Genomic DNA, 19229 nt, shown 5'->3' on the forward strand with positions numbered 1-19229 from the left:
GCGTCCTGCGCGGCGCTTACGAGCGCTGCGGATTGACCTTGTCGTCCTTCGAGTGCAGCTTGTTCAGCGCGGAAATGTACGCCTTCGCGGACGCGGCGACGATATCCGGATCGGTGCCGACGCCATTGACGATCCGCCCGCTCTTCGACAGCCGAACCGTCACTTCGCCCTGCGCCTGCGTGCCGGTCGTGATCGCGTTCACCGAGTACAGCAGCAGCTCGGACCCGCTGCCGACTTCGCCCTCGATCGCATTGAACGTCGCGTCGACCGGGCCGTTGCCGCGCGCTTCACCGGTCACTTCCTTGCCTTCGACCGCGAACACGATTTTCGCCTGCGGTTGCTCGCCGGTTTCCGAACGCTGCGACAGCGACACGAACTTGAAGTGCTCCTGCTCGTGCGCGAGCGCCGATTCCTCGGACACGATCGCGATGATGTCCTCGTCGAAGATCTCCGCCTTGCGGTCGGCCAGATCCTTGAAGCGCATGAACGCGGCATTCAGTTCGGCTTCGCTGTCGAGCGATACGCCGAGCTCCTGCAGCCGCTGCTTGAACGCGTTGCGGCCCGACAGCTTGCCGAGCACGATCTTGTTCGCGGTCCAGCCCACGTCTTCCGCACGCATGATCTCGTAGGTGTCGCGCGCCTTCAGCACGCCGTCCTGGTGAATGCCCGACGCGTGCGCGAACGCGTTCGCGCCGACCACCGCCTTGTTCGGCTGCACGACGAAACCGGTGATCTGCGACACGAGCTTCGACGTCGGTACGATCTGCGTCGTGTCGATGCCGACGTCGAGACCGAAGTAGTCCTTGCGGGTCTTCACGGCCATCACGATTTCTTCGAGCGACGTATTGCCCGCGCGCTCGCCGAGGCCGTTGATCGTGCATTCGACCTGACGCGCGCCGCCGATCTTCACGCCGGCGAGCGAGTTCGCGACCGCCATCCCGAGGTCGTTATGGCAATGCACCGAGAAGATCGCCTTGTCCGAGTTCGGAATGCGTTCGCGCAGCGTCTTCACGAGGTTGCCGTAGAGCTCCGGCACGCCGTAGCCGACCGTGTCGGCGATGTTGATCGTCGTCGCGCCTTCGGCGATCACGGCTTCCAGCACGCGGCACAGGAAATCCATGTCCGAACGGCTGCCGTCTTCCGGCGAGAACTCGACGTTGTCGGTGAACTTGCGCGCGAAACGCACGGCGAGACGCGCCTGCTCGAACACTTGATCCGGCGTCATCCGCAGCTTCTTCTCCATGTGCAGCGGCGACGTCGCGATGAACGTGTGGATCCGGAAGCTGTTGGCGGGCTTCAGCGCGTCGGCCGCGCGCTGGATGTCCTTGTCGTTGGCGCGCGCCAGCGAGCAGATCGTGCTGTCCTTCACGAGCCCGGCGATCGTGTGGATCGCGTCGAAATCGCCGTTCGAGCTCGCGGCGAAGCCGGCCTCGATCACGTCGACCTTCATCCGCTCGAGGTGCTTCGCGATGCGGATTTTCTCTTCTTTCGTCATCGACGCGCCGGGCGATTGCTCGCCGTCACGCAACGTCGTATCGAAAATGATCAGCTTGTCTGTCATGGGGGGCTCCAGGGCTCTTTTATACGGAAGTCAAACGTAACGAGATCGCGCCACCGCTGGCGACGCTCAACAACAGACGAGGCTTGACGGGGGGCGAGAACGGTCAGCGCGGCAGGCGCGCCGAAGCTAGCGCGCGTAGCGGCGCACCGGCTAGAAGGAGGGAGAGGCGGGGAAATGCAGTCATGCCAAAGACTATAGCGACATTCCGTTGGCCGCGCAATCGGACGGCACCCGGGAATCGACACGGCCCGACTAGAAAAAGGGGCAAATGGAAACGGCGGCCCCGAGGCCGCCGTTTCCGGGCAAATCGCAGATCGTGCGCGGCGTCAGTGCTCGCGCTGCGACGAGCGCGCCGGGTTCGCCCGCCCGCGCACGGCCATGTAGGCCCAGAACACGTAGCCGGACAGCCCGTACAGCACGAACAGGCAGAACAGCATCAGCGGCGGATCGGAGGACACGAGCACGAACGCGACGACGACCAGCAGGATCGCCGCGAACGGCACGCGGTGGCGCACGTCGAGCGCCTTGCCGCTGTAGAACGGCGCGTTCGACACCATCGTCACGCCCGCGTAGATCGTCAGCACGAACGCGACCCACGGCAGCCAGCCGAGCTTCATCGGCACGCGGTTGTCTGTCGCGAGCCACACGAAGCCCGCGATCAGCGCGGCCGCGGCCGGGCTCGGCAGCCCCTGGAAGAAGCGCTTGTCGACCACGCCGATGTTCGTGTTGAAGCGCGCAAGGCGCAGCGCGGCGCCCGAGCAATAGACGAACGCGGCGAGCCAGCCCCAGCGGCCGAGATCCTTCAGCACCCACTCGTACATCACGAGCGCGGGCGCGACGCCGAACGACACCATGTCCGACAGACTGTCGAATTGTTCGCCGAACGCACTCTGCGTATGCGTCATGCGCGCGACGCGCCCGTCCATCCCGTCGAGCACCATCGCGACGAAAATCGCGATCGCGGCGATCTCGAAGCGCACGTTCATTGCCTGCACGACCGCGAAGAAGCCGCAGAACAGCGCGGCGGTCGTGAATGCATTCGGCAGCAGGTAGATGCCGCGCGTCTTCAGGAACCGCTGGCGCGCGGCGCGGCGGCTCTCGATGGGCGCCGAATCCGGCGCCATCACCTTGTTGCGGCGGAACGGGCGTGGCGTCTGGCCGGCGCCGTTGCGCGGCCGACGCGGTTTGAATGCGGCCATCGTGCGCCCCGCCGGTTACTGTTCGAGCTCGGCGAGGATCGTCGACGACGCGTAGACCTTCTCGCCGATCGACACCTTCGCGCGGCTGCCGAGCGGCAGGTACACGTCGACGCGCGAACCGAAGCGGATGAACCCGTAGCGCTGGCCGCGCGACAGCGGCTCGCCGGCACGGACGTAGCAGAGAATCCGGCGGGCGATCAGGCCGGCGATCTGCACCGAGGTGACCGTCTTGCCGCTCGCCGTCTGGATCACGACCGCATTGCGCTCGTTCTCGGTCGACGCCTTGTCGATCGCCGCGTTCAGGAACGCGCCCGGGAAGTATTCGACCTTGCTGATCGCGCCATCGACCGGCGAACGCTGCGAATGAACATTGAAGACATTCATGAACACGCTGATCTTCAGCGCTTCGCGGTTCGCGTACGGATCCTGCGCGGTCTCGACCGCGACGATGCGGCCGTCCGCCGGACACAGCACCGCGTTCGGCTGCGCCGGGATCGGGCGCTGCGGATCGCGGAAGAACTGGACGACGAATACGAGCAGCAGCCAGAACGGCCACGCGAAGCCGAAGCCCCCGACGGCATGGATCAACAGCGCGATGACGGCTGCAATCGCGATGAACGGCCAGCCTTCGCGCGCGATGATCGGATGAGGATAGTTCATGGATTCGTTCTGTGTTCGGTGAATTGCAAAGCACGTAGCATAGCAAAAGCCGCCCGGGGCACTGCTGCCTTCGGACGGCTTTTTGATGCCGACCCTCCAATCGAAGGGCCGGAACGGCACGGCGCGCTTAGTTCTTCGTCTGGTCGACGAGCTTGTTCTTCGCGATCCACGGCATCATCGCGCGCAGCTTCGCACCGACCTGCTCGATCTGGTGCTCGGCCGTCAGGCGGCGGCGCGACTGCAGCGTCGGGGCGCCCGCCTTGTTCTCGAGAATGAAGCTCTTCGCGTACTCGCCCGTCTGGATGTCGGTCAGGCACTGCTTCATCGCCTTCTTCGTCTCTTCCGTGACGACGCGCGGGCCCGTCACGTACTCGCCGTATTCGGCGTTGTTCGAGATCGAGTAGTTCATGTTCGCGATGCCGCCTTCGTAGATCAGGTCGACGATCAGCTTCAGTTCGTGCAGGCACTCGAAGTACGCCATTTCCGGCGCGTAGCCGGCTTCGACCAGCGTCTCGAAACCGGCCTTGATCAGCTCGACGGTACCGCCGCACAGCACGGCCTGCTCGCCGAACAGGTCGGTTTCGGTTTCTTCACGGAAGTTCGTCTCGATGATGCCGGCACGGCCGCCGCCGTTCGCCGCCGCATACGACAGCGCGATGTCGCGCGCCGCGCCCGACTTGTTCTGCGCCACCGCGATCAGGTGCGGCACGCCGCCACCTTGCGAGTACGTGCCGCGCACGGTGTGGCCCGGCGCCTTCGGCGCGATCATGATCACGTCGAGGTCGGCGCGCGGGATCACCTGGCCGTAGTGGACGTTGAAGCCGTGCGCGAACGCGAGCGCCGCGCCCTGCTTGATGTTCGCGTGCACTTCCTTCGCGTACACGTCGGCGATCTGCTCGTCCGGCAGCAGCATCATGACGACGTCCGCGCCCTTCACCGCTTCGGCGACTTCCTTGACCGACAGGCCGGCGTTCTCGGCCTTGCTCCACGACGCGCCGCCCTTGCGCAGGCCGACCGTCACGTTCACGCCGCTGTCCTTCAGGTTCAGCGCGTGTGCATGGCCTTGCGAGCCGTAGCCGATGATCGTGACTTGCTTGCCCTTGATGAGGGAGAGGTCGGCGTCTTTGTCGTAGAAAACGTTCATGATGGTTCCTTCGCTAATTCAAAAATTCAACAATTCGTTCGGATGGAGTACTGCGGGCCGGGACATGACGGCGCACCCGGCGTCGGCATCACACCTTGAGGATGCGCTCGCCGCGCCCGATGCCTGAGCTGCCGGTGCGCACGGTCTCGAGGATCGCGCCCGCGTCCAGCCCCTGGATGAATGCGTCGAGCTTGTCGCTCGCGCCCGTCAATTCGATCGTGTAGGTCTTCTCGGTCACGTCGATGATGCGGCCGCGGAAAATATCCGACATCCGCTTCATTTCTTCGCGCTCCTTGCCCACTGCACGTACCTTGATCAGCATCAGCTCGCGTTCGATGTGTGCACCGTCGGTCAGGTCCACCACTTTCACCACCTCGATCAGGCGGTTCAGATGCTTCGTGATCTGTTCGATCACGTCGTCGGAGCCGATGGAAACGATGGTGAGCCGCGACAGCGATTGGTCTTCGGTCGGCGCCACCGTCAAGGTTTCAATGTTGTAGCCGCGTGCGGAAAACAGGCCGACCACGCGCGACAGCGCGCCCGGTTCGTTCTCCAGCAGGACGGAAATGATGTGTCTCATGTTCGCTTCTTCCAGAATGTGCCGTGTCGATTCACTCGCGCCGCGCGCCGCCGCGTGCCGCACCGCCCTTCGTGAAGGCGGCCGCATCGGGCCCGAGCGCGCGTCGCGCCGTTACAGATCTTCCGATCCGAGCAGCATCTCGGTGATGCCCTTGCCGGCCTGTACCATCGGCCAGACGTTTTCGGTCGGATCGGTCTGGAAGTCGAGAAACACGGTGCGGTCCTTCAGGCGCAGCGCTTCCTTCAGCGCCGGCTCCACATCCGAAGTCTTTTCGATCCGCATGCCGACGTGGCCGTACGCTTCGGCGAGCTTCACGAAGTCAGGCAGCGCATCCATGTACGAATGCGAATAGCGCTTGCTGTATTCGATCTGCTGCCACTGGCGGACCATGCCGAGATAGCGGTTGTTCAGCGAAATGATCTTCACGGGCGTGTCGTACTGCAGGCAGGTCGACAGTTCCTGGATGCACATCTGGATCGAGCCTTCGCCCGTGATGCACAGCACGTCGTCGTCCGGATGGGCCATCTTCACGCCCATCGCCGCCGGCAGGCCGAAGCCCATCGTGCCGAGGCCGCCGGAGTTGATCCAGCGACGCGGCTTGTTGAAACGGTAGAACTGCGCGGCCCACATCTGGTGCTGGCCGACGTCCGAGCACACGAACGCATTGCCGTCCGTCAGCTCCCACGCCTTCTCGACCACGTACTGCGGCTTGATGATCTCGCTTTCGCGGTCGTACTTCAGGCAGTCCTTCGCGCGCCAGCCCTCGATGTCCTTCCACCATTGCGCGAGCGCCTCGGTGTCGGGGCCGTGCTCGGCCGTCTGCAGTTGCTCGATCAGTCCCTTCAGCACTTCCTTCACGTCGCCGACGATCGGGATGTCGACCTTCACGCGCTTCGAGATCGACGACGGGTCGATGTCGATGTGAATGATCTTGCGCGGGCGCGACGCGAAGTGCGCCGGGTCGCCGATCACGCGGTCGTCGAAGCGGGCGCCGATCGCGATCAGCACGTCGCAATGCTGCATCGCCATGTTCGCTTCGTAGGTGCCGTGCATGCCGAGCATGCCGAGGAATTTCCTGTCCGACGCGCGATAGCCGCCGAGGCCCATCAGCGTGTTCGTGACCGGGTAGCCGAGCAGGTCCGCGAACTGGTTCAGCTCACGCGACGCGTCGGCGAGGATGATGCCGCCACCCGTGTAGATGTACGGACGCTTGGCCGACAGCAGCAGCGACACGGCCTTGCGGATCTGGCCCGAATGGCCCTTCGTGACGGGGTTGTACGAACGCAGCGACACGCTCTTGATCGGCTCGTACTGGCACGGCGTCTTCGAGATGTCCTTCGGGATGTCGATCAGCACGGGGCCTGGACGGCCGGTGCGGGCGATATAGAACGCCTTCTTGACGGTTTCCGCGAGGTCGCGCACGTCCTTCACGAGGAAGTTGTGCTTCACGCACGGACGCGTGATGCCGACGGTGTCGCATTCCTGGAAGGCATCCTGGCCGATCGCGGCCGTCGGCACCTGGCCGCTGATCACGACCATCGGGATCGAATCCATGTAGGCCGTCGCGATGCCGGTCACCGCGTTGGTGACACCGGGGCCCGACGTCACGAGACAGACGCCGACATTGCCGGTGGAGCGCGCATACGCATCGGCTGCGTGCACGGCCGCCTGTTCATGGCGCACCAGCACGTGCTGAATCTTGTCCTGCTTGTACAGCTCGTCGTAGATATAGAGAACCGAGCCGCCGGGGTAGCCCCAGATGAATTCGACGTTTTCGTCGGCCAGTGCCTTCATGAGCACGGTGCCGCCGATGGAGTCGCTATCGGGAGGGGAAAGGGGTTCCGACGTGGAGAATTCCGCGCTGGGCATGTTCATTTCGACCTTTCGAATTTTCGGCAAAAAATTGATCGGGTGCTCTCTGCCGGGCTTGTGGCTCGGGTTCAAGCGGCGCGTCCAGTTTGAAGGGCGGGCTTCTTGGGCCAGCCTCAAATGAGACCATCACTTCATGTTGCGAATCGCTGACGATAGCGGGTCGTGATTGGCTCGTCAAGAAAAATATCCCGCAGCGCATCATGCGCGCCGCCCGGCGCCCGACCGGCGCGGTTGGCGCGCAACGTGCGGCGCCCGATCCGGTGCCAAGTCGCATGAAAATTTGATAGCATCCGCGGGTTTTACGAAATTTTTCGACCTTTTTCACCACGCAGCGGGCCGCAGCGCATACCTTCACGGAATGGCATCAGACAAGGAACTCGCCGACTTTCTGGCGGGCGTCGAAAGGCGCGCGTTCAAGCAGGCTGCGTACGCCGTGCGTGACGACGATGCATCGCTCGACATCGTGCAGGACGCGATGATCAAGCTCGCGGAAAAGTACGGCGACCGGCCGGCGGCCGAGCTGCCGCTGCTCTTTCAGCGGATCCTGCAGAACGCGATCCACGACTGGTTCCGGCGGCAGAAGGTCCGCAACACGTGGGTCACGCTGTTCTCGTCGCTGAACAGCACCGACGACGAAGACTTCGACCCGCTCGAAACGCTCGAATCCGCGGACGACAACGCGGGCGTCGAGAGCAGCGAGCACCGCCTCGAACGAGAGCAGGTTCTGGCCCTGATCGACGAAGAAATCCAGAAGCTTCCGGCGCGTCAACGGGAAGCGTTCCTGATGCGTTATTGGGAAGATATGGATGTCGCCGAGACTGCCGCCGCAATGGGGTGCTCCGAGGGCAGCGTCAAGACGCACTGCTCGCGGGCCACTCACACGCTGGCGCAAGCGCTCAAGGCCAAAGGAATCACGCTATGAGCTCCGCAAACCGAGAACACGAATTCGCGCTGAAGGTGCGCCGCGCGCTGGACGAGCGCGCGGCCGCGCTGCCTGCCGCGACCACCGATCGGCTGGCCGTCGCCCGTCGGGCGGCGCTCGCGCGCAAGAAGCCCGAAGCCGCGAGCGCGCCGGTGTTCGTGCCGGCCTTCGCCGGCGCGGCCGGCGCCTACGGCTCGACGCCCGCGAACCGCCCGCCGGCCGGCCGCCCGTCCGCGTCGTTCGCCCGTCGCCTGCTGCGCGCATGGCCGCTCGCGCTGCTGCTGGCGGGGCTCGTCGGCATCGCGTACTGGGAAGACATGCAGCGCACCGCCGAGCTCGCCGACATCGACGCGGCGATGCTCAGCGACGACCTGCCGCTCAACGCGTATCTCGACCACGGATTCAACGCGTATCTGTCGCGCGCTCACTGACAGACAATAACGAGGGGATCGCACGGGTGAGTCAGAAGCGCGGCCTGGCCGTATTTTTCGGATGCGTGATCGCGATCGCCGTTTCCTACGTCGCCACGTATTCCCGATTCCACCCGGCCCCGGCGACGGCGCCCGTCGCGACCACCAGCCCCGCCGCGCCGGCGTCGGCCGCGACCGGGCTGACCACCGACCTCCCCCCGCTGCCCCTGCCGCTGCCGGCCGCCACCGGCCCGCTGTCGTGGGCGCGCCTCACGCCGGCCCAGCACGCGGCCCTCGCCCCGTTCGCCGACCAGTGGGACGGCTTCAGCGACGCCCGCAAACGAAAATGGCTGAAGATCGCATCACGTTTCGCGAAGTTGTCGCCGGATGACCAGAAGCGCCTGCAGGAACGGATGACCGAATGGGCGAAGATGACGCCCGAGCAACGCCGCGTCGCGCGCGAGAACTACCAGAGCGCGAAGGAGTTGTCGGCGCAGGCGCGCGAGCGCGCATGGAAGGCCTACCAGCAGCTCCCCGAGGAGCAGAAGGAACGGCTGGCCGCCGCCGAGCGCCGCCGCAGGCCGAGTGTCGTCAGCGCGCCGCCGACCGTCGCCGACCGCGACGTCCGCCGCCTCGTCAATGCGCACGAACATCCGGCCAGCGGCGCGGCCGCCGCCCCGGCGCCCGCCTCGGCCAGCGCAGCCGCGCTGCCGGCGCCTGCATCGTCGACGGCCGGCGCCGCATCCGCACCGCCTGCCGTGGCGCCGGTGTCGCCGGCCGACGCGCCGTCGCTGTTCAAGGGCTCCTGAGCGGCCGTGGCGAAGGTCCGCGCGCCCGAGCCCCCGGCCGCCGCGCCGTCCGTACGGCGGCGCCTCGCCGCGCTGCTCTACGAAGGCGTGCTGCTGTTCGGCGTCGTATTCTTCGCCGGGCTCGCGTTCAGCCTCGCGACGCAGCAACGCAACGGCCTCGTCCATCACAACCTGCTTGCCGCGTGGATCGCGCTCGTCGTCGGCGCGTATTTCGTGTGGTTCTGGACGCACGGCGGCCAGACGCTGCCGATGAAAACCTGGCGGCTGCGGCTCGAATCGTCGAGCGGCCGGCCGCTGAGCGCCGGCCACGCGCTCGTCCGCTACGTGCTCGGCTGGCTGTGGTTCCTGCCGCCGCTCGCGCTGCACCCGCTCCTCGGCCTGTCGGTACCCGTCACGCTCGCGCTCACCGCCGCGTGGATCGTCGTGTGGGCCGGCGCCGCGCGGCTGCACGCTGGCCGCCAGTTCCCGCACGACCGCATCGCCCGCACGCGCGTCGTCGCCCTGCCGCGCTGACGCGCCGCATTCGGCAGACGAAAGCCGTTCGTCCGGCGCCGCTTCATCCAGCCGGGTTGGCCTGACCGGACAAGTCTCAGCCGTTCAGTGCGGCAGATTACGCAACGTCCGTTCATTCACGGCTAAACACCCTTCGACGGTCGTAATAAGAACGTCTCGTGACTGTCACGGCACAGTCACGCCCGCATGGCGGAATGCCGGTAATGTCAACCGGCGCGAGTCATGCATGGGCCAGAAAACGTCCGCGACCTCACTGTTTCGCCACCCCATCGGCGCCCGCGCCGCCACTGCGTTCCTGTCCGGCACGGGGGCAACCGACGGCGTGGCGTCCCAACAGCCGCCCGTCGCGCACACAACGCAACACGAGGATCCCGAGCCGTCCGCCCACCGCTACCGCACCATCTGGCTGTCCGACATCCACCTCGGCTCGAGCGGCTGCCAGGCGCCCTACCTGCTGGATTTCCTGCGTCACAACGACTCGGAATACCTGTACCTCGTCGGCGACATCATCGACGGCTGGCAGTTGAAGAAAGGCTGGTACTGGCCGCAGGCGCACAACGACGTCGTGCAGAAGATCCTGCGCAAGGCGCGCAAGGGCACGCAGGTCGTCTACATCCCCGGCAACCACGACGAAGGCGCGCGGCAGTTCTGCGATCTCGCGTTCGGCGACATCCAGGTGCGCGGCGAGGCGTTCCACACGACGCTCGCGGGCAAACGTTTGTGGATCGTGCACGGCGACCTGTTCGACGGCGTGATCCAGCACGCGAAATGGCTCGCCTACCTCGGCGACACGCTCTACACGCTGATCCTCGTGCTGAACCGCTGGTTCAACCGGATCCGCAGCCGGCTCGGCTTCCAGTACTGGTCGCTGTCGCAGTACCTGAAGCATCAGGTCAAGAACGCGGTCAACTTCATCTCGCAGTTCGAGACCGTGATGACCGACGAGGCGCGCCGCCGCGGCTGCGACGGCGTCGTGTGCGGCCATATCCACAAGGCGGAGATCCGCGACATCGACGGCGTGCTGTACTGCAACGACGGCGACTGGGTCGAAAGCCTGTCCGCGCTCGTCGAAACGATGGAAGGCGAACTGAAGATCGTCTACTGGACGGTGATGCGCACCGCGCCGTCGGAAGCCACGTCGCGCAAGGCCAAGGCCGCTGCCTGACACAACCCAACTTACAGGACATGCCGCGATGAAGATCATGATCGTCACCGACGCGTGGGAACCGCAGGTCAACGGCGTCGTGCGCACGCTGAAGAGCACGTCGCGCGAACTCACGGCGCTCGGCCACCGCGTCGAACTGCTCACGCCGCTGGAATTCCGCACGGTGCCCTGCCCGACCTACCCCGAGATCCGCCTGTCGATCCTGCCGTACCGCAAGCTGCGCGCACGGATCGATGCGTTCGCACCCGACGCGCTGCACATCGCGACCGAAGGCCCGCTCGGCCTCGCCGCACGGCGCTATGCGCGCGCCCGCAAGCTGCCGTATACGACCGCGTACCACACGCGCTTTCCGGAATACGTGCAGGCGCGCTTCGGCATTCCGCTCGCCGCGACCTACCGCTTCCTGCACTGGTTCCACGGCCCGTCGCTCGCGGTGATGGCGCCGACGCCGGTCGTCAAGCAGGACCTCGAGAAATTCGGCTTCACGAACGTGGTGCTGTGGACCCGCGGCGTCGATCTCGACATCTTCCGGCCGATGGAGTCGAAGGTGCTCAATACCGCGCGACCGATCTTCCTGTACGTGGGCCGCGTCGCGATCGAGAAGAACGTCGAGGCGTTCCTGCGCCTCGACCTGCCCGGCTCGAAGTGGGTCGCGGGCGAAGGCCCCGCGCTCGCGGAGCTCAAGTCGCGCTACCCGGAAGCGAACTATCTCGGCGTGCTGTCACAGACGGAGCTCGCGAAGGTGTATGCTGCGGCCGACGTGTTCGTGTTTCCGAGTCGCACCGACACGTTCGGCCTCGTGCTGCTCGAAGCCCTCGCCTGCGGCACGCCGGTGGCCGCGTATCCCGTCACGGGCCCGATCGACGTGCTCGGCGAAGGCCATGCCGGCGCGATGCACGAGGACCTGCAGGAAGCCTGCCTCGAGGCGCTGAAGATCGAACGCACGACTGCGCGCGCGTGGGCAGAACGCTTCTCGTGGCGCGCGGCATCCGAGCAGTTCGCGTCGCATCTGAAGCCGCTGCCGAAGACCGCGTACTCGCCAGCCGAAGGTGCCGCCGTTTGAAACGAGACCTGAACGACAAGATTCCGCCCCCCGCCGCGACGCCGCCACGGCACCGCCCGTTCGACGAGGAAGAGCCGCACGCCGACGCCGACGCGCACACGCACGAGCCGCTCGGCCCCGACGATCGGCTCGCGCCGCTGCCGCCGAACCCGTACAAGCGCCACCGCGGCATCACGCGCGCGTGGTTCGCGCTCAAGCATTCGCTGAACGGCTTTCGCGTCGCGATCCGCGAGGAGAGCGCGTTTCGCCAGGAGCTCACGCTCGCCGCGCTGATGCTGCCGATCGGCGCGTTCGCGCCGGTGCCGGCCGCGTCGCGCGCGCTGCTGATCGGCTCGGTGCTGCTGGTGCTGATCGTCGAGCTGCTGAACTCGAGCGTCGAAGCCGCGATCGACCGCATCTCGCTCGAGCGTCACGAACTCTCGAAGCGCGCGAAGGACCTCGGCAGCGCGGCCGTAACGGTCGCGCTGTTCGCATGCGTGACGACCTGGGGCTTCGTGCTCGGCCCGGTCGTCGCACGCTGGCTCGGCTTCTAGGGTCTGTTTACATACGGAACGCACATGCGAATGCGCGAAATCGCTCGCAGGGCAAGGAGGAAGGAGCGCCGTTTGGCCGAGCCAAACAAGTGACGCGCGACGCCGCCATGCGGGCGATTTCGCGCATTCCCCTGGAATGATTTTTTAATTTGGGGTTGCCACGAGAACGGCCGCTCGCCGCGTTGTGCTCCTTGCGAATACGTCCAGTATTCGCGGCGTCGCACGCCTCGCGAGCGGCCGTTCTCGTGGCAACGCATGTGCGTTCCGTATGTAAACAGACCCTAGCAACCGGCGGGCCTCTTTCCCGCCGCCCGCGTGCGGCGCTGCACCATGCGCCGCGCGGCGGCCGCGCTCACGAAATGCCCCGATGGGGCGAAACCCCGGTTTATAATCGTCGGCCAGACATAGAACAGCAACCCGCGCCGGACGAATCACGCAGCATCGATTGCAGCGCCCGCCAGTCCGGCATACACAGGGCCGGACGACATGGAAGCGAAACCTCCCCGCCGCACCCGCGAACGGATTCTCGAGTTGTCGTTGAAACTCTTCAACGAGATCGGCGAACCGAACGTCACCACCACGACGATCGCCGAGGAAATGGAAATCAGTCCAGGCAACCTGTACTACCATTTCCGCAACAAGGACGACATCATCAACAGCATCTTCGCGCAGTTCGAGCAGCAGATCGAACGGCGGCTGCGCTTCCCCGAAGATCACCGTCCGACGATCGACGAAACCTGGTCGTACCTGCAGTACATGGCCGATTTCATGTGGACCTACCGGTTCCTGTATCGCGACCTCAACGACCTGCTCGCCCGCAACCGCACGCTCGAGACGCACTTCAAGCAGATCATCAGCCACAAGGTGCGCTTCGCGCACGACATGTGCGAACTGCTCGTCTCCGATGCCGAAATGGTCGCGACGCCCGCCGAGATCGAAGTCATCGCCACCAACATGGCGGTGATCTCGACGTACTGGCTGTCGTACCAGTACGTGATGCATCCGCGCAAGTACAACGACCAGGACGCGATCCGCGAAGAGCTGCACCAGGTGAGCATGCACGTGATCTCGATCATGGCGCCGTACCTGCGCGGCCGTTCGCGCCAGCTGTTCGACGATCTCGTCTCCGGCAAGCTGCCCAAGCGCCAGTTCACCGACTACCTGCCCCCGCGCGACGGTTCGCCGCGCCCGGCCGGCAGCCCCGTCGCCACCGGCCCGGCCCCCGCCAAGGACGCGAAGCAATGAAGGCAGTCTGCGTTTACTGCGGCTCGTCGTCCGGCGTGCGGCCCGTCTACGCCGATGCCGCGCGCGCGTTCGGCCGCGCGCTCGTCGGCGCAGGTCTCACGCTCGTATACGGCGGCGGGCGCGTCGGCCTGATGGGTGTGATCGCCGACGAAGTGATGGCGGCCGGCGGCCGTGCGGTCGGCGTGATCCCCGAGCTGCTCGTCGACAAGGAAGTCGGCCATACGGGGCTGTCGGAGCTGCACGTCGTGCCCGACATGCATCATCGCAAGAAAATGATGGCCGACCTCTCCGACGCGTTCGTCGCGATGCCCGGCGGCGCCGGCACGCTCGAGGAGCTCTTCGAGGTCTACACGTGGGCGCAGCTCGGCTATCACCGCAAGCCCGTCGCGCTCTACAACATCGATTCGTTCTACGATCCGCTGATCGCGCTGCTGCGCCATACGGTCGACGAAGGCTTCATGCGGCCGGCCTATTTCGACGCACTGTGCGTCGAATCGGAGCCCGTCGCGCTGATCGAGCGGCTGCGCCGCTACCAGCCGCCCGCCCGCGACAAGTGGGCGCCTGACACAGCGAAGTAACCTTCACCGGAAACCGCACGCGATGACCGCACCGTCCGACCGCAAGGCCGTCCTCATCACCGGCGCGAGCCGCGGCATCGGCCGCGCGACCGCCGTGCTCGCCGCCGAGCGCGGCTGGGACGTCGGCATCAACTACGCGCGCGACGCGGCGGCCGCCGAACTGACCGCGCAGGCCGTGCGCGACGCGGGCGGCCGCGCGTGCATCGTCGCGGGCGATGTCGCGAACGAGGCGGACGTCGTCGCGATGTTCGATACCGTCGCGGAGGCGTTCGGGCGGCTCGACGCGCTCGTCAACAATGCGGGCATCGTCGCGCCGTCGATGCCGCTCGCCGACATGCCGGTCGACCGGCTGCGGCGGATGTTCGATACCAACGTGCTCGGCGCGTACCTGTGCGCCCGCGAAGCCGCGCGCCGGCTGTCCACCGACCGCGGCGGGCGCGGCGGCGCGATCGTCAACGTGTCGTCGATCGCGTCGCGGCTCGGCTCGCCGAACGAGTACGTCGACTACGCGGGCTCGAAAGGCGCGGTCGATTCGCTGACGATCGGCCTGGCCAAGGAACTGGGCCCGCACGGCGTACGCGTCAACGCGGTGCGCCCCGGCCTGATCGAGACCGACATTCACGCCAGCGGCGGCCAGCCGGGCCGTGCGGCCCGCCTCGGCGCGCAGACGCCGCTCGGCCGCGCCGGCGAAGCGCAGGAGATCGCCGAGGCGATCGTCTGGCTGCTCGGCGATGCGGCGTCCTACACGACGGGCGCGCTGCTCGACGTCGGCGGCGGCCGCTGAGCTGACGCGCGGCGCAACAATACGGCGGTCACAAACGCCCCTTCGTCACGGCGCCACAAATCTCCACAATTCCGTGACAGTTTCAGTAAACATTCGTAACAATTCCGTGCTCTACTAGCGGACATCCAGACAGGTGTCCCGAACACGCTGTCCGTTACCCGAATGTAGCCGCTAATCGGTCCAGCCCATGTCGCCGGACCGGCTCGACTCGACCCGAGATCTTTTCCATGCCTGGAACCGCAGCGCCCGGCCGGCGACGCACGCCCGTGCCCGCCTCGGCCGCGCACACCCGCTCGACCGCCGATACCGACGCCATCGCGACGCTGGACGCCGCCGGCACGCCCGTCGCCGCCTCGACCGCCGCGATCAGCCCCCCCACGCGAGCGTTCGCTGCCGCTCGGCTGGCGCGCGTGGCTGTTCGTCGCCGCCCTGGTGTGCGCGTACACGCTGCCCGGCGTGCTCGGGCACGATCCGTGGAAACAGGATGAAACCTACACGTTCGGCATCATCCAGCACATGCTCGAGACCGGCGACTTCGTCGTGCCGACCAATGCCGGCCTGCCGTTCATGGAAAAGCCGCCGCTCTACGCATGGGTCGCGACCAGCCTCGCGTGGCTGCTGCAGCGCGTGATGCCGCTGCACGACGCGGCACGCCTGGCGAGCGCCCTGTTCGCCGCGCTCGCGTTCGGCTTCATCGCGCGCGCGGCGCGCGTGGCCAGCCGGTCGGACACGTGGTTCGACCTGCGCGTGCTCGGCCCGGTCGTGCTGAGCGCGAGCACGCTCGTCGTCATCAAGCACGTGCACGACATGATGACGGACGTCGCGCTGTTTGCCGGCACGGCGATGGGATTCTGCGGGCTGCTCGAACTCGTGATGCAGCACGTCGCGCGCGCGCAGCAGATGCGGCACGGGCTGCCGCCGCATCCGGCCGGCCGCTGGGCCGCGCCGCTCTTCGGCGCGGGCGTCGGCATCGCGCTGATGGCGAAAGGGCTGTTCGTCCCGCTCGTGTTCGCGGCCACGCTCGTCTGCACGCTGGCGCTCTACCCGGCCTGTCGCACCCGCGCGTTCGCGCGCGCGCTCGGCGTCGCCGCGCTCGTGTTCGCGCCGTTCGCGCTGATCTGGCCGACCGCGCTGTTCCTGCGCTCGGAAACGCTGTTCATGACGTGGTTCTGGGACAACAACGTCGGGCGCTTCTTCGGTTTCTCCGTCCCCGAACTCGGCGCGGAAAACGACAAGCCGTTGTTCATCCTGCGCGCGTTCCTGCTGGTCGGCTTCCCGGTCGCACCGCTCGCGATCGTCGCGCTCGCGCGCGGCGCATGGCGCGACTGGCGTGCGCCGCGCATCGCGCTGCCCGTGCTGTTCGCCGGCATCGGGCTCGTCGTGCTGCAAGTGTCCGCGACGTCGCGCCAGCTTTACATCCTGCCGTTCTTCGCGCCGCTCGCGCTGGTCGCCGCGCAGGCGATCGACCGCCTGCCGCGCCGCGTGCATTTCGCGTGGGACTACCTGAGCCGCATCCTGTTCGGCACGGTCGTCGCGCTGGCATGGGCGATCTGGGCGGTGATGGCCGATCCGGCCGCGTCGCGCGCCGATCTCGCGCTGCTCGGCCGCTGGCTGCCGCTCGACTGGACGATGCCGATCCAGCCCGCGCTCGTGACCGGCGCGCTCGCGCTGACGGTCGGCTGGCTGACGCTGCTGCCGAAGCTGCGCACGACGGGCCTGTGGCGCGGCGCGCTGTCGTGGGGCGCCGGCGCGCTCGTCGCGTGGGGGCTCGTCTATACGCTGCTGCTGCCGTGGCTCGACGTCGCGAAGAGCTACCGCTCGGTGTTCGACGACCTGAACGCGCATCTCGCGCTCGAATGGAACGACGGCGACTGCATGGCGAGCCTGCACGGGCTCGGCGAATCGGAAGCGCCGATGCTGTACTACTTCTCCGGCATCCAGCACACGCCGATCGACGACGCGAAGACGACGCGCTGCACGTGGATGATCGTGCAGGGCGTGCGGGCCGTCGATCCGGCGCCCGGCAATGAATGGAAGCTGTTCTGGGCCGGCGCCCGCCCGGGCGACAACGAGGAGCTGCTGCGCGTCTACGTGCGCACGCCCGAACAGCATCCGCAGTGACACAGGGCGGCGCGATGCGCCGTCCTGCCCGCCTTCACTTTCCTCTTCGGCGCGCGCCGCGCTCAGCCGTCCGGCCGGTGCGCAGCCTTTTGCGACACCGGCGCCGGCACGAACCCGCATGCGTCCCAGGGTTCGCCGCGCCCTCTCCTCATCCCGCCAACCTCCGAATCATCAAAACGACGAGCCGGGCTCCCGCAGAAACGCCGTTTCCTCGTCGGTCGACGCGCGACCGAGAATCGCGTTCCGGTGCGGAAAGCGGCCGAAGCGCTCGACGACGGCCGCATGCAGCAACGCGAAGCGGTGATAGCTCTCGCACCCGGCCTCGTCGCGGATGCCCGCGCACAGGCGCACGGCCTCGCGCTGGCTCTCGAGCGACTCGTCGTGCTCGAACGGCAGATATGCGAACGCACGGTGATGCCCGCTCGGCAACCGCGCGTCCCAGCCGGCCGCGACGACGCGGCGGGCGAGCGCGAGCGCCTTCGGATCGGCGGCAAACGCGCGCGGCGTGCCGCGATGGATGTTGCGCGAGAACTGGTCGAGCACGACGATCAACGCCAGCGCGCCCGACGGCGAATCGGCCCAGTGATCGCAGGCGCCGTCGCACGCGGCGTCGAGCAGCGCGCCGTAACGCGTGCGCAGCACGTCGTCGAACGCCGCGCCGCCGTTGAACCAGATCTTGCGGTTCTGCCCGAATTCGGCCGAGCCCGGCTCGCCGAACCAGAAATCGAGAATCTCCCGTGCCTGCGGATCGAGCGCTGCCGCGCCCGCTTTCCCGGTATCGATCGTCATGCAAACTCCAGTACGAGGCGCCGTGTGCGCGCGCTCTTCTTTTCCAGTTTCGCGACCCGCAGGCCGCCGATTTCGGACGTGTTGCGCACGTGCGTGCCGCCGCACGGCTGCAAGTCGACGTTTTCGATGCGCAGCAGCCGCACGCGGCCGAGGCCCATCGGCGGCTTCACGCTCATCGTGCGCACGAGTTCGGGCCGTTGGGCCATCTCGTCGTCGGTGATCCATTCGGTCGTGACCGGATGCGCACCGGCGACGAAGCCCGCGAGGCGCCGCTCGACGTCGTCGCGGTCGATCGACTCGGACGTCGCGAAATCGAGCCGCACGTAGTCGGCCGTCACGCTGCAGCCGTCGACCGCGTACGGCAGCACCGCGCACATCAGATGCGCGGCCGTATGCAGGCGCATGTGCCGGTAGCGGCGCAGCCAGTCGATCTGCGCGACCACGCGCGTGCCGGGAGCGAGCGTCGCGACGCTCGCCGCCTGGCCCGGTGCCGGCACATGGACGGCGTCGTCGGGCGTCGCGCCGTCGAACTTCGCCTTGCGCGTGTCGGCGATCGCGATCGTGCTGCCGTCGGGCAGCGTGAGCGTACCGGCGTCGCCGGCCTGGCCGCCGCCGAGCGGATAGAACACCGTGCGGTCGAGCCGGATGCCGTCGTCGCCGACGGCCTGGACGATCGCCTCGCATTGCGTGAGGTACGCGTCTTCGCGAAACAGCGCTTGTGTCGTCATCGGGCGAGCCTCGAATCGATGGGGGAAACGGCCAGTGTCGCGCCGGGCCGCACGGGCGCCCAGACGCAGATCGTCCCGCGCGCGGGCAGCGGCGTACCGGTCGATCAACCGGGCCGGTTGCGCATCCAGTCCGCCGTGTCGTAGAACGAGTGCATGAGCCGCTCGCGCAGCGGCTCCGCCAGCCCGACGTCCTCCATCGCCCACGCCATGCAGCGCAGCCACTGGTCGCGCTCGACCGATGCGATCGGGAACGGCAGGTGCCGCGCGCGCAGCCGCGGATGGCCGAACCGGCCGATGTAGTGGTCGGGGCCGCCGAGCCAGCCGCACAGGAACCAGAACAGCTTGTCGCGCGACCCATCGAGCGACGGCGGGTGCAGCGCGCGAATCTGCGCGAACTCGGGCTCGAGGTCCATCAGGTCGTAGAAGCGGTCCACCATTTCGCGCACGCGGGCTTCGCCGCCCACGAGCTCGAACGCCGTCGGTTGCGACGGCGCGTCGTCATTCACATCGGTCATACGGATAGTCGGAAAACGGAATCTTCGGGGCCGCGGGC

At 67.0% G+C, this 19229-nt stretch carries 19 protein-coding genes and 1 pseudogene; 11 read left to right on the forward strand and 9 right to left on the reverse strand.

All coding sequences use genetic code 11. From position 1 onward, the window contains the following. Window positions 1-16 precede the first annotated feature (16 nt). The 6 genes from LGN10_RS07060 to LGN10_RS07085 all read right to left on the reverse strand — a co-directional run bounded on the left by LGN10_RS07060 (window position 17) and on the right by LGN10_RS07085 (window position 7019). Window positions 17-1561: a 2-isopropylmalate synthase gene (locus tag LGN10_RS07060; RefSeq protein WP_059646586.1), complete on the reverse strand. Its 1545-nt coding sequence runs from the start codon at window positions 1559-1561 to the stop codon at window positions 17-19. A 326-nt stretch (window positions 1562-1887) separates the two neighbouring features. Next, entirely contained in the window at window positions 1888-2760 is an 873-nt protein-coding gene (pssA, locus tag LGN10_RS07065) for a CDP-diacylglycerol--serine O-phosphatidyltransferase (protein ID WP_059583621.1), read from the reverse strand. Window positions 2761-2775: 15 nt separating this feature from the next. Further along, window positions 2776-3420, reverse strand: coding sequence for a phosphatidylserine decarboxylase (locus LGN10_RS07070; RefSeq protein ID WP_006491035.1), 645 nt, complete (start codon window positions 3418-3420; stop codon window positions 2776-2778). A gap of 127 nt (window positions 3421-3547) precedes the next feature. Continuing rightward, window positions 3548-4564, reverse strand: coding sequence for a ketol-acid reductoisomerase (gene ilvC, locus LGN10_RS07075; RefSeq protein ID WP_006478252.1), 1017 nt, complete (start codon window positions 4562-4564; stop codon window positions 3548-3550). 88 nt (window positions 4565-4652) lie between these two features. After that, complete coding sequence (ilvN, locus tag LGN10_RS07080; RefSeq protein WP_006398781.1) at window positions 4653-5144, reverse strand: acetolactate synthase small subunit; 492 nt, start codon at window positions 5142-5144, stop codon at window positions 4653-4655. A 111-nt stretch (window positions 5145-5255) separates the two neighbouring features. Next, the gene (locus LGN10_RS07085; protein WP_226222487.1) at window positions 5256-7019 is read right to left on the reverse strand and encodes an acetolactate synthase 3 catalytic subunit; all 1764 of its coding nucleotides are present in this window, start codon (window positions 7017-7019) and stop codon (window positions 5256-5258) included. Between the two features lie 355 nt (window positions 7020-7374). On the opposite strand from LGN10_RS07085, the gene LGN10_RS07090 reads away from it, so the two are divergent. The 11 genes and pseudogenes from LGN10_RS07090 to LGN10_RS07140 all read left to right on the forward strand — a co-directional run bounded on the left by LGN10_RS07090 (window position 7375) and on the right by LGN10_RS07140 (window position 17159). Then, on the forward strand, window positions 7375-7938 hold the full coding sequence (locus LGN10_RS07090) for an RNA polymerase sigma factor (RefSeq protein WP_059583625.1): 564 nt from the start codon (window positions 7375-7377) through the stop codon (window positions 7936-7938). Continuing rightward, on the forward strand, window positions 7935-8369 hold the full coding sequence (locus LGN10_RS07095; protein WP_059583627.1) for a DUF3619 family protein: 435 nt from the start codon (window positions 7935-7937) through the stop codon (window positions 8367-8369). The genes LGN10_RS07090 and LGN10_RS07095 overlap by 4 nt, the downstream gene beginning before the upstream one ends. Window positions 8370-8395: 26 nt before the next feature. Then, window positions 8396-9157: a DUF3106 domain-containing protein gene (locus LGN10_RS07100; protein WP_059583629.1), complete on the forward strand. Its 762-nt coding sequence runs from the start codon at window positions 8396-8398 to the stop codon at window positions 9155-9157. A gap of 6 nt (window positions 9158-9163) precedes the next feature. Continuing rightward, on the forward strand, window positions 9164-9670 hold the full coding sequence (locus LGN10_RS07105) for an RDD family protein (protein ID WP_059583631.1): 507 nt from the start codon (window positions 9164-9166) through the stop codon (window positions 9668-9670). A 226-nt stretch (window positions 9671-9896) separates the two neighbouring features. Then, entirely contained in the window at window positions 9897-10835 is a 939-nt protein-coding gene (locus LGN10_RS07110) for a UDP-2,3-diacylglucosamine diphosphatase (RefSeq protein ID WP_059583633.1), read from the forward strand. A gap of 28 nt (window positions 10836-10863) precedes the next feature. Next, window positions 10864-11898, forward strand: a complete 1035-nt coding sequence (locus LGN10_RS07115) for a glycosyltransferase family 4 protein (protein WP_059583634.1) — start codon at window positions 10864-10866, stop codon at window positions 11896-11898. Then, entirely contained in the window at window positions 11895-12431 is a 537-nt protein-coding gene (locus LGN10_RS07120) for a diacylglycerol kinase (protein WP_059583636.1), read from the forward strand. The genes LGN10_RS07115 and LGN10_RS07120 overlap by 4 nt, the downstream gene beginning before the upstream one ends. 486 nt (window positions 12432-12917) lie before the next feature. After that, complete coding sequence (locus LGN10_RS07125) at window positions 12918-13676, forward strand: TetR/AcrR family transcriptional regulator (protein ID WP_059583638.1); 759 nt, start codon at window positions 12918-12920, stop codon at window positions 13674-13676. Beyond that, entirely contained in the window at window positions 13673-14254 is a 582-nt protein-coding gene (locus LGN10_RS07130; RefSeq protein WP_059583640.1) for a TIGR00730 family Rossman fold protein, read from the forward strand. Before LGN10_RS07125 ends, LGN10_RS07130 begins: the two co-directional genes overlap by 4 nt. Window positions 14255-14276: 22 nt before the next feature. Next, a complete protein-coding gene (locus LGN10_RS07135) occupies window positions 14277-15038 on the forward strand; it encodes an SDR family oxidoreductase (RefSeq protein WP_059583641.1) in 762 nt (253 codons plus the stop codon). Window positions 15039-15265: 227 nt separating this feature from the next. Next, window positions 15266-17159: pseudogene (locus LGN10_RS07140) on the forward strand (ArnT family glycosyltransferase). Window positions 17160-17330: 171 nt separating this feature from the next. Here LGN10_RS07140 and LGN10_RS07145 read toward each other — a convergent pair. The 3 genes from LGN10_RS07145 to LGN10_RS07155 all read right to left on the reverse strand — a co-directional run bounded on the left by LGN10_RS07145 (window position 17331) and on the right by LGN10_RS07155 (window position 19191). Beyond that, window positions 17331-17948 carry a DUF924 family protein gene (locus LGN10_RS07145; RefSeq protein ID WP_059583645.1) on the reverse strand — a complete coding sequence of 206 codons (618 nt, stop codon included), beginning with the start codon at window positions 17946-17948 and terminating at the stop codon, window positions 17331-17333. After that, entirely contained in the window at window positions 17945-18676 is a 732-nt protein-coding gene (locus LGN10_RS07150; protein WP_059583647.1) for an alanyl-tRNA editing protein, read from the reverse strand. Before LGN10_RS07150 ends, LGN10_RS07145 begins: the two co-directional genes overlap by 4 nt. Before the next feature lie 104 nt (window positions 18677-18780). Further along, entirely contained in the window at window positions 18781-19191 is a 411-nt protein-coding gene (locus tag LGN10_RS07155; protein WP_059583648.1) for a group II truncated hemoglobin, read from the reverse strand. Between the last annotated feature and the right edge of the window lie 38 nt (window positions 19192-19229).

Origin of the sequence: Burkholderia sp. AU32262 (assembly GCF_020419985.1) — a bacterium.
Taxonomy (GTDB): domain Bacteria; phylum Pseudomonadota; class Gammaproteobacteria; order Burkholderiales; family Burkholderiaceae; genus Burkholderia; species Burkholderia semiarida.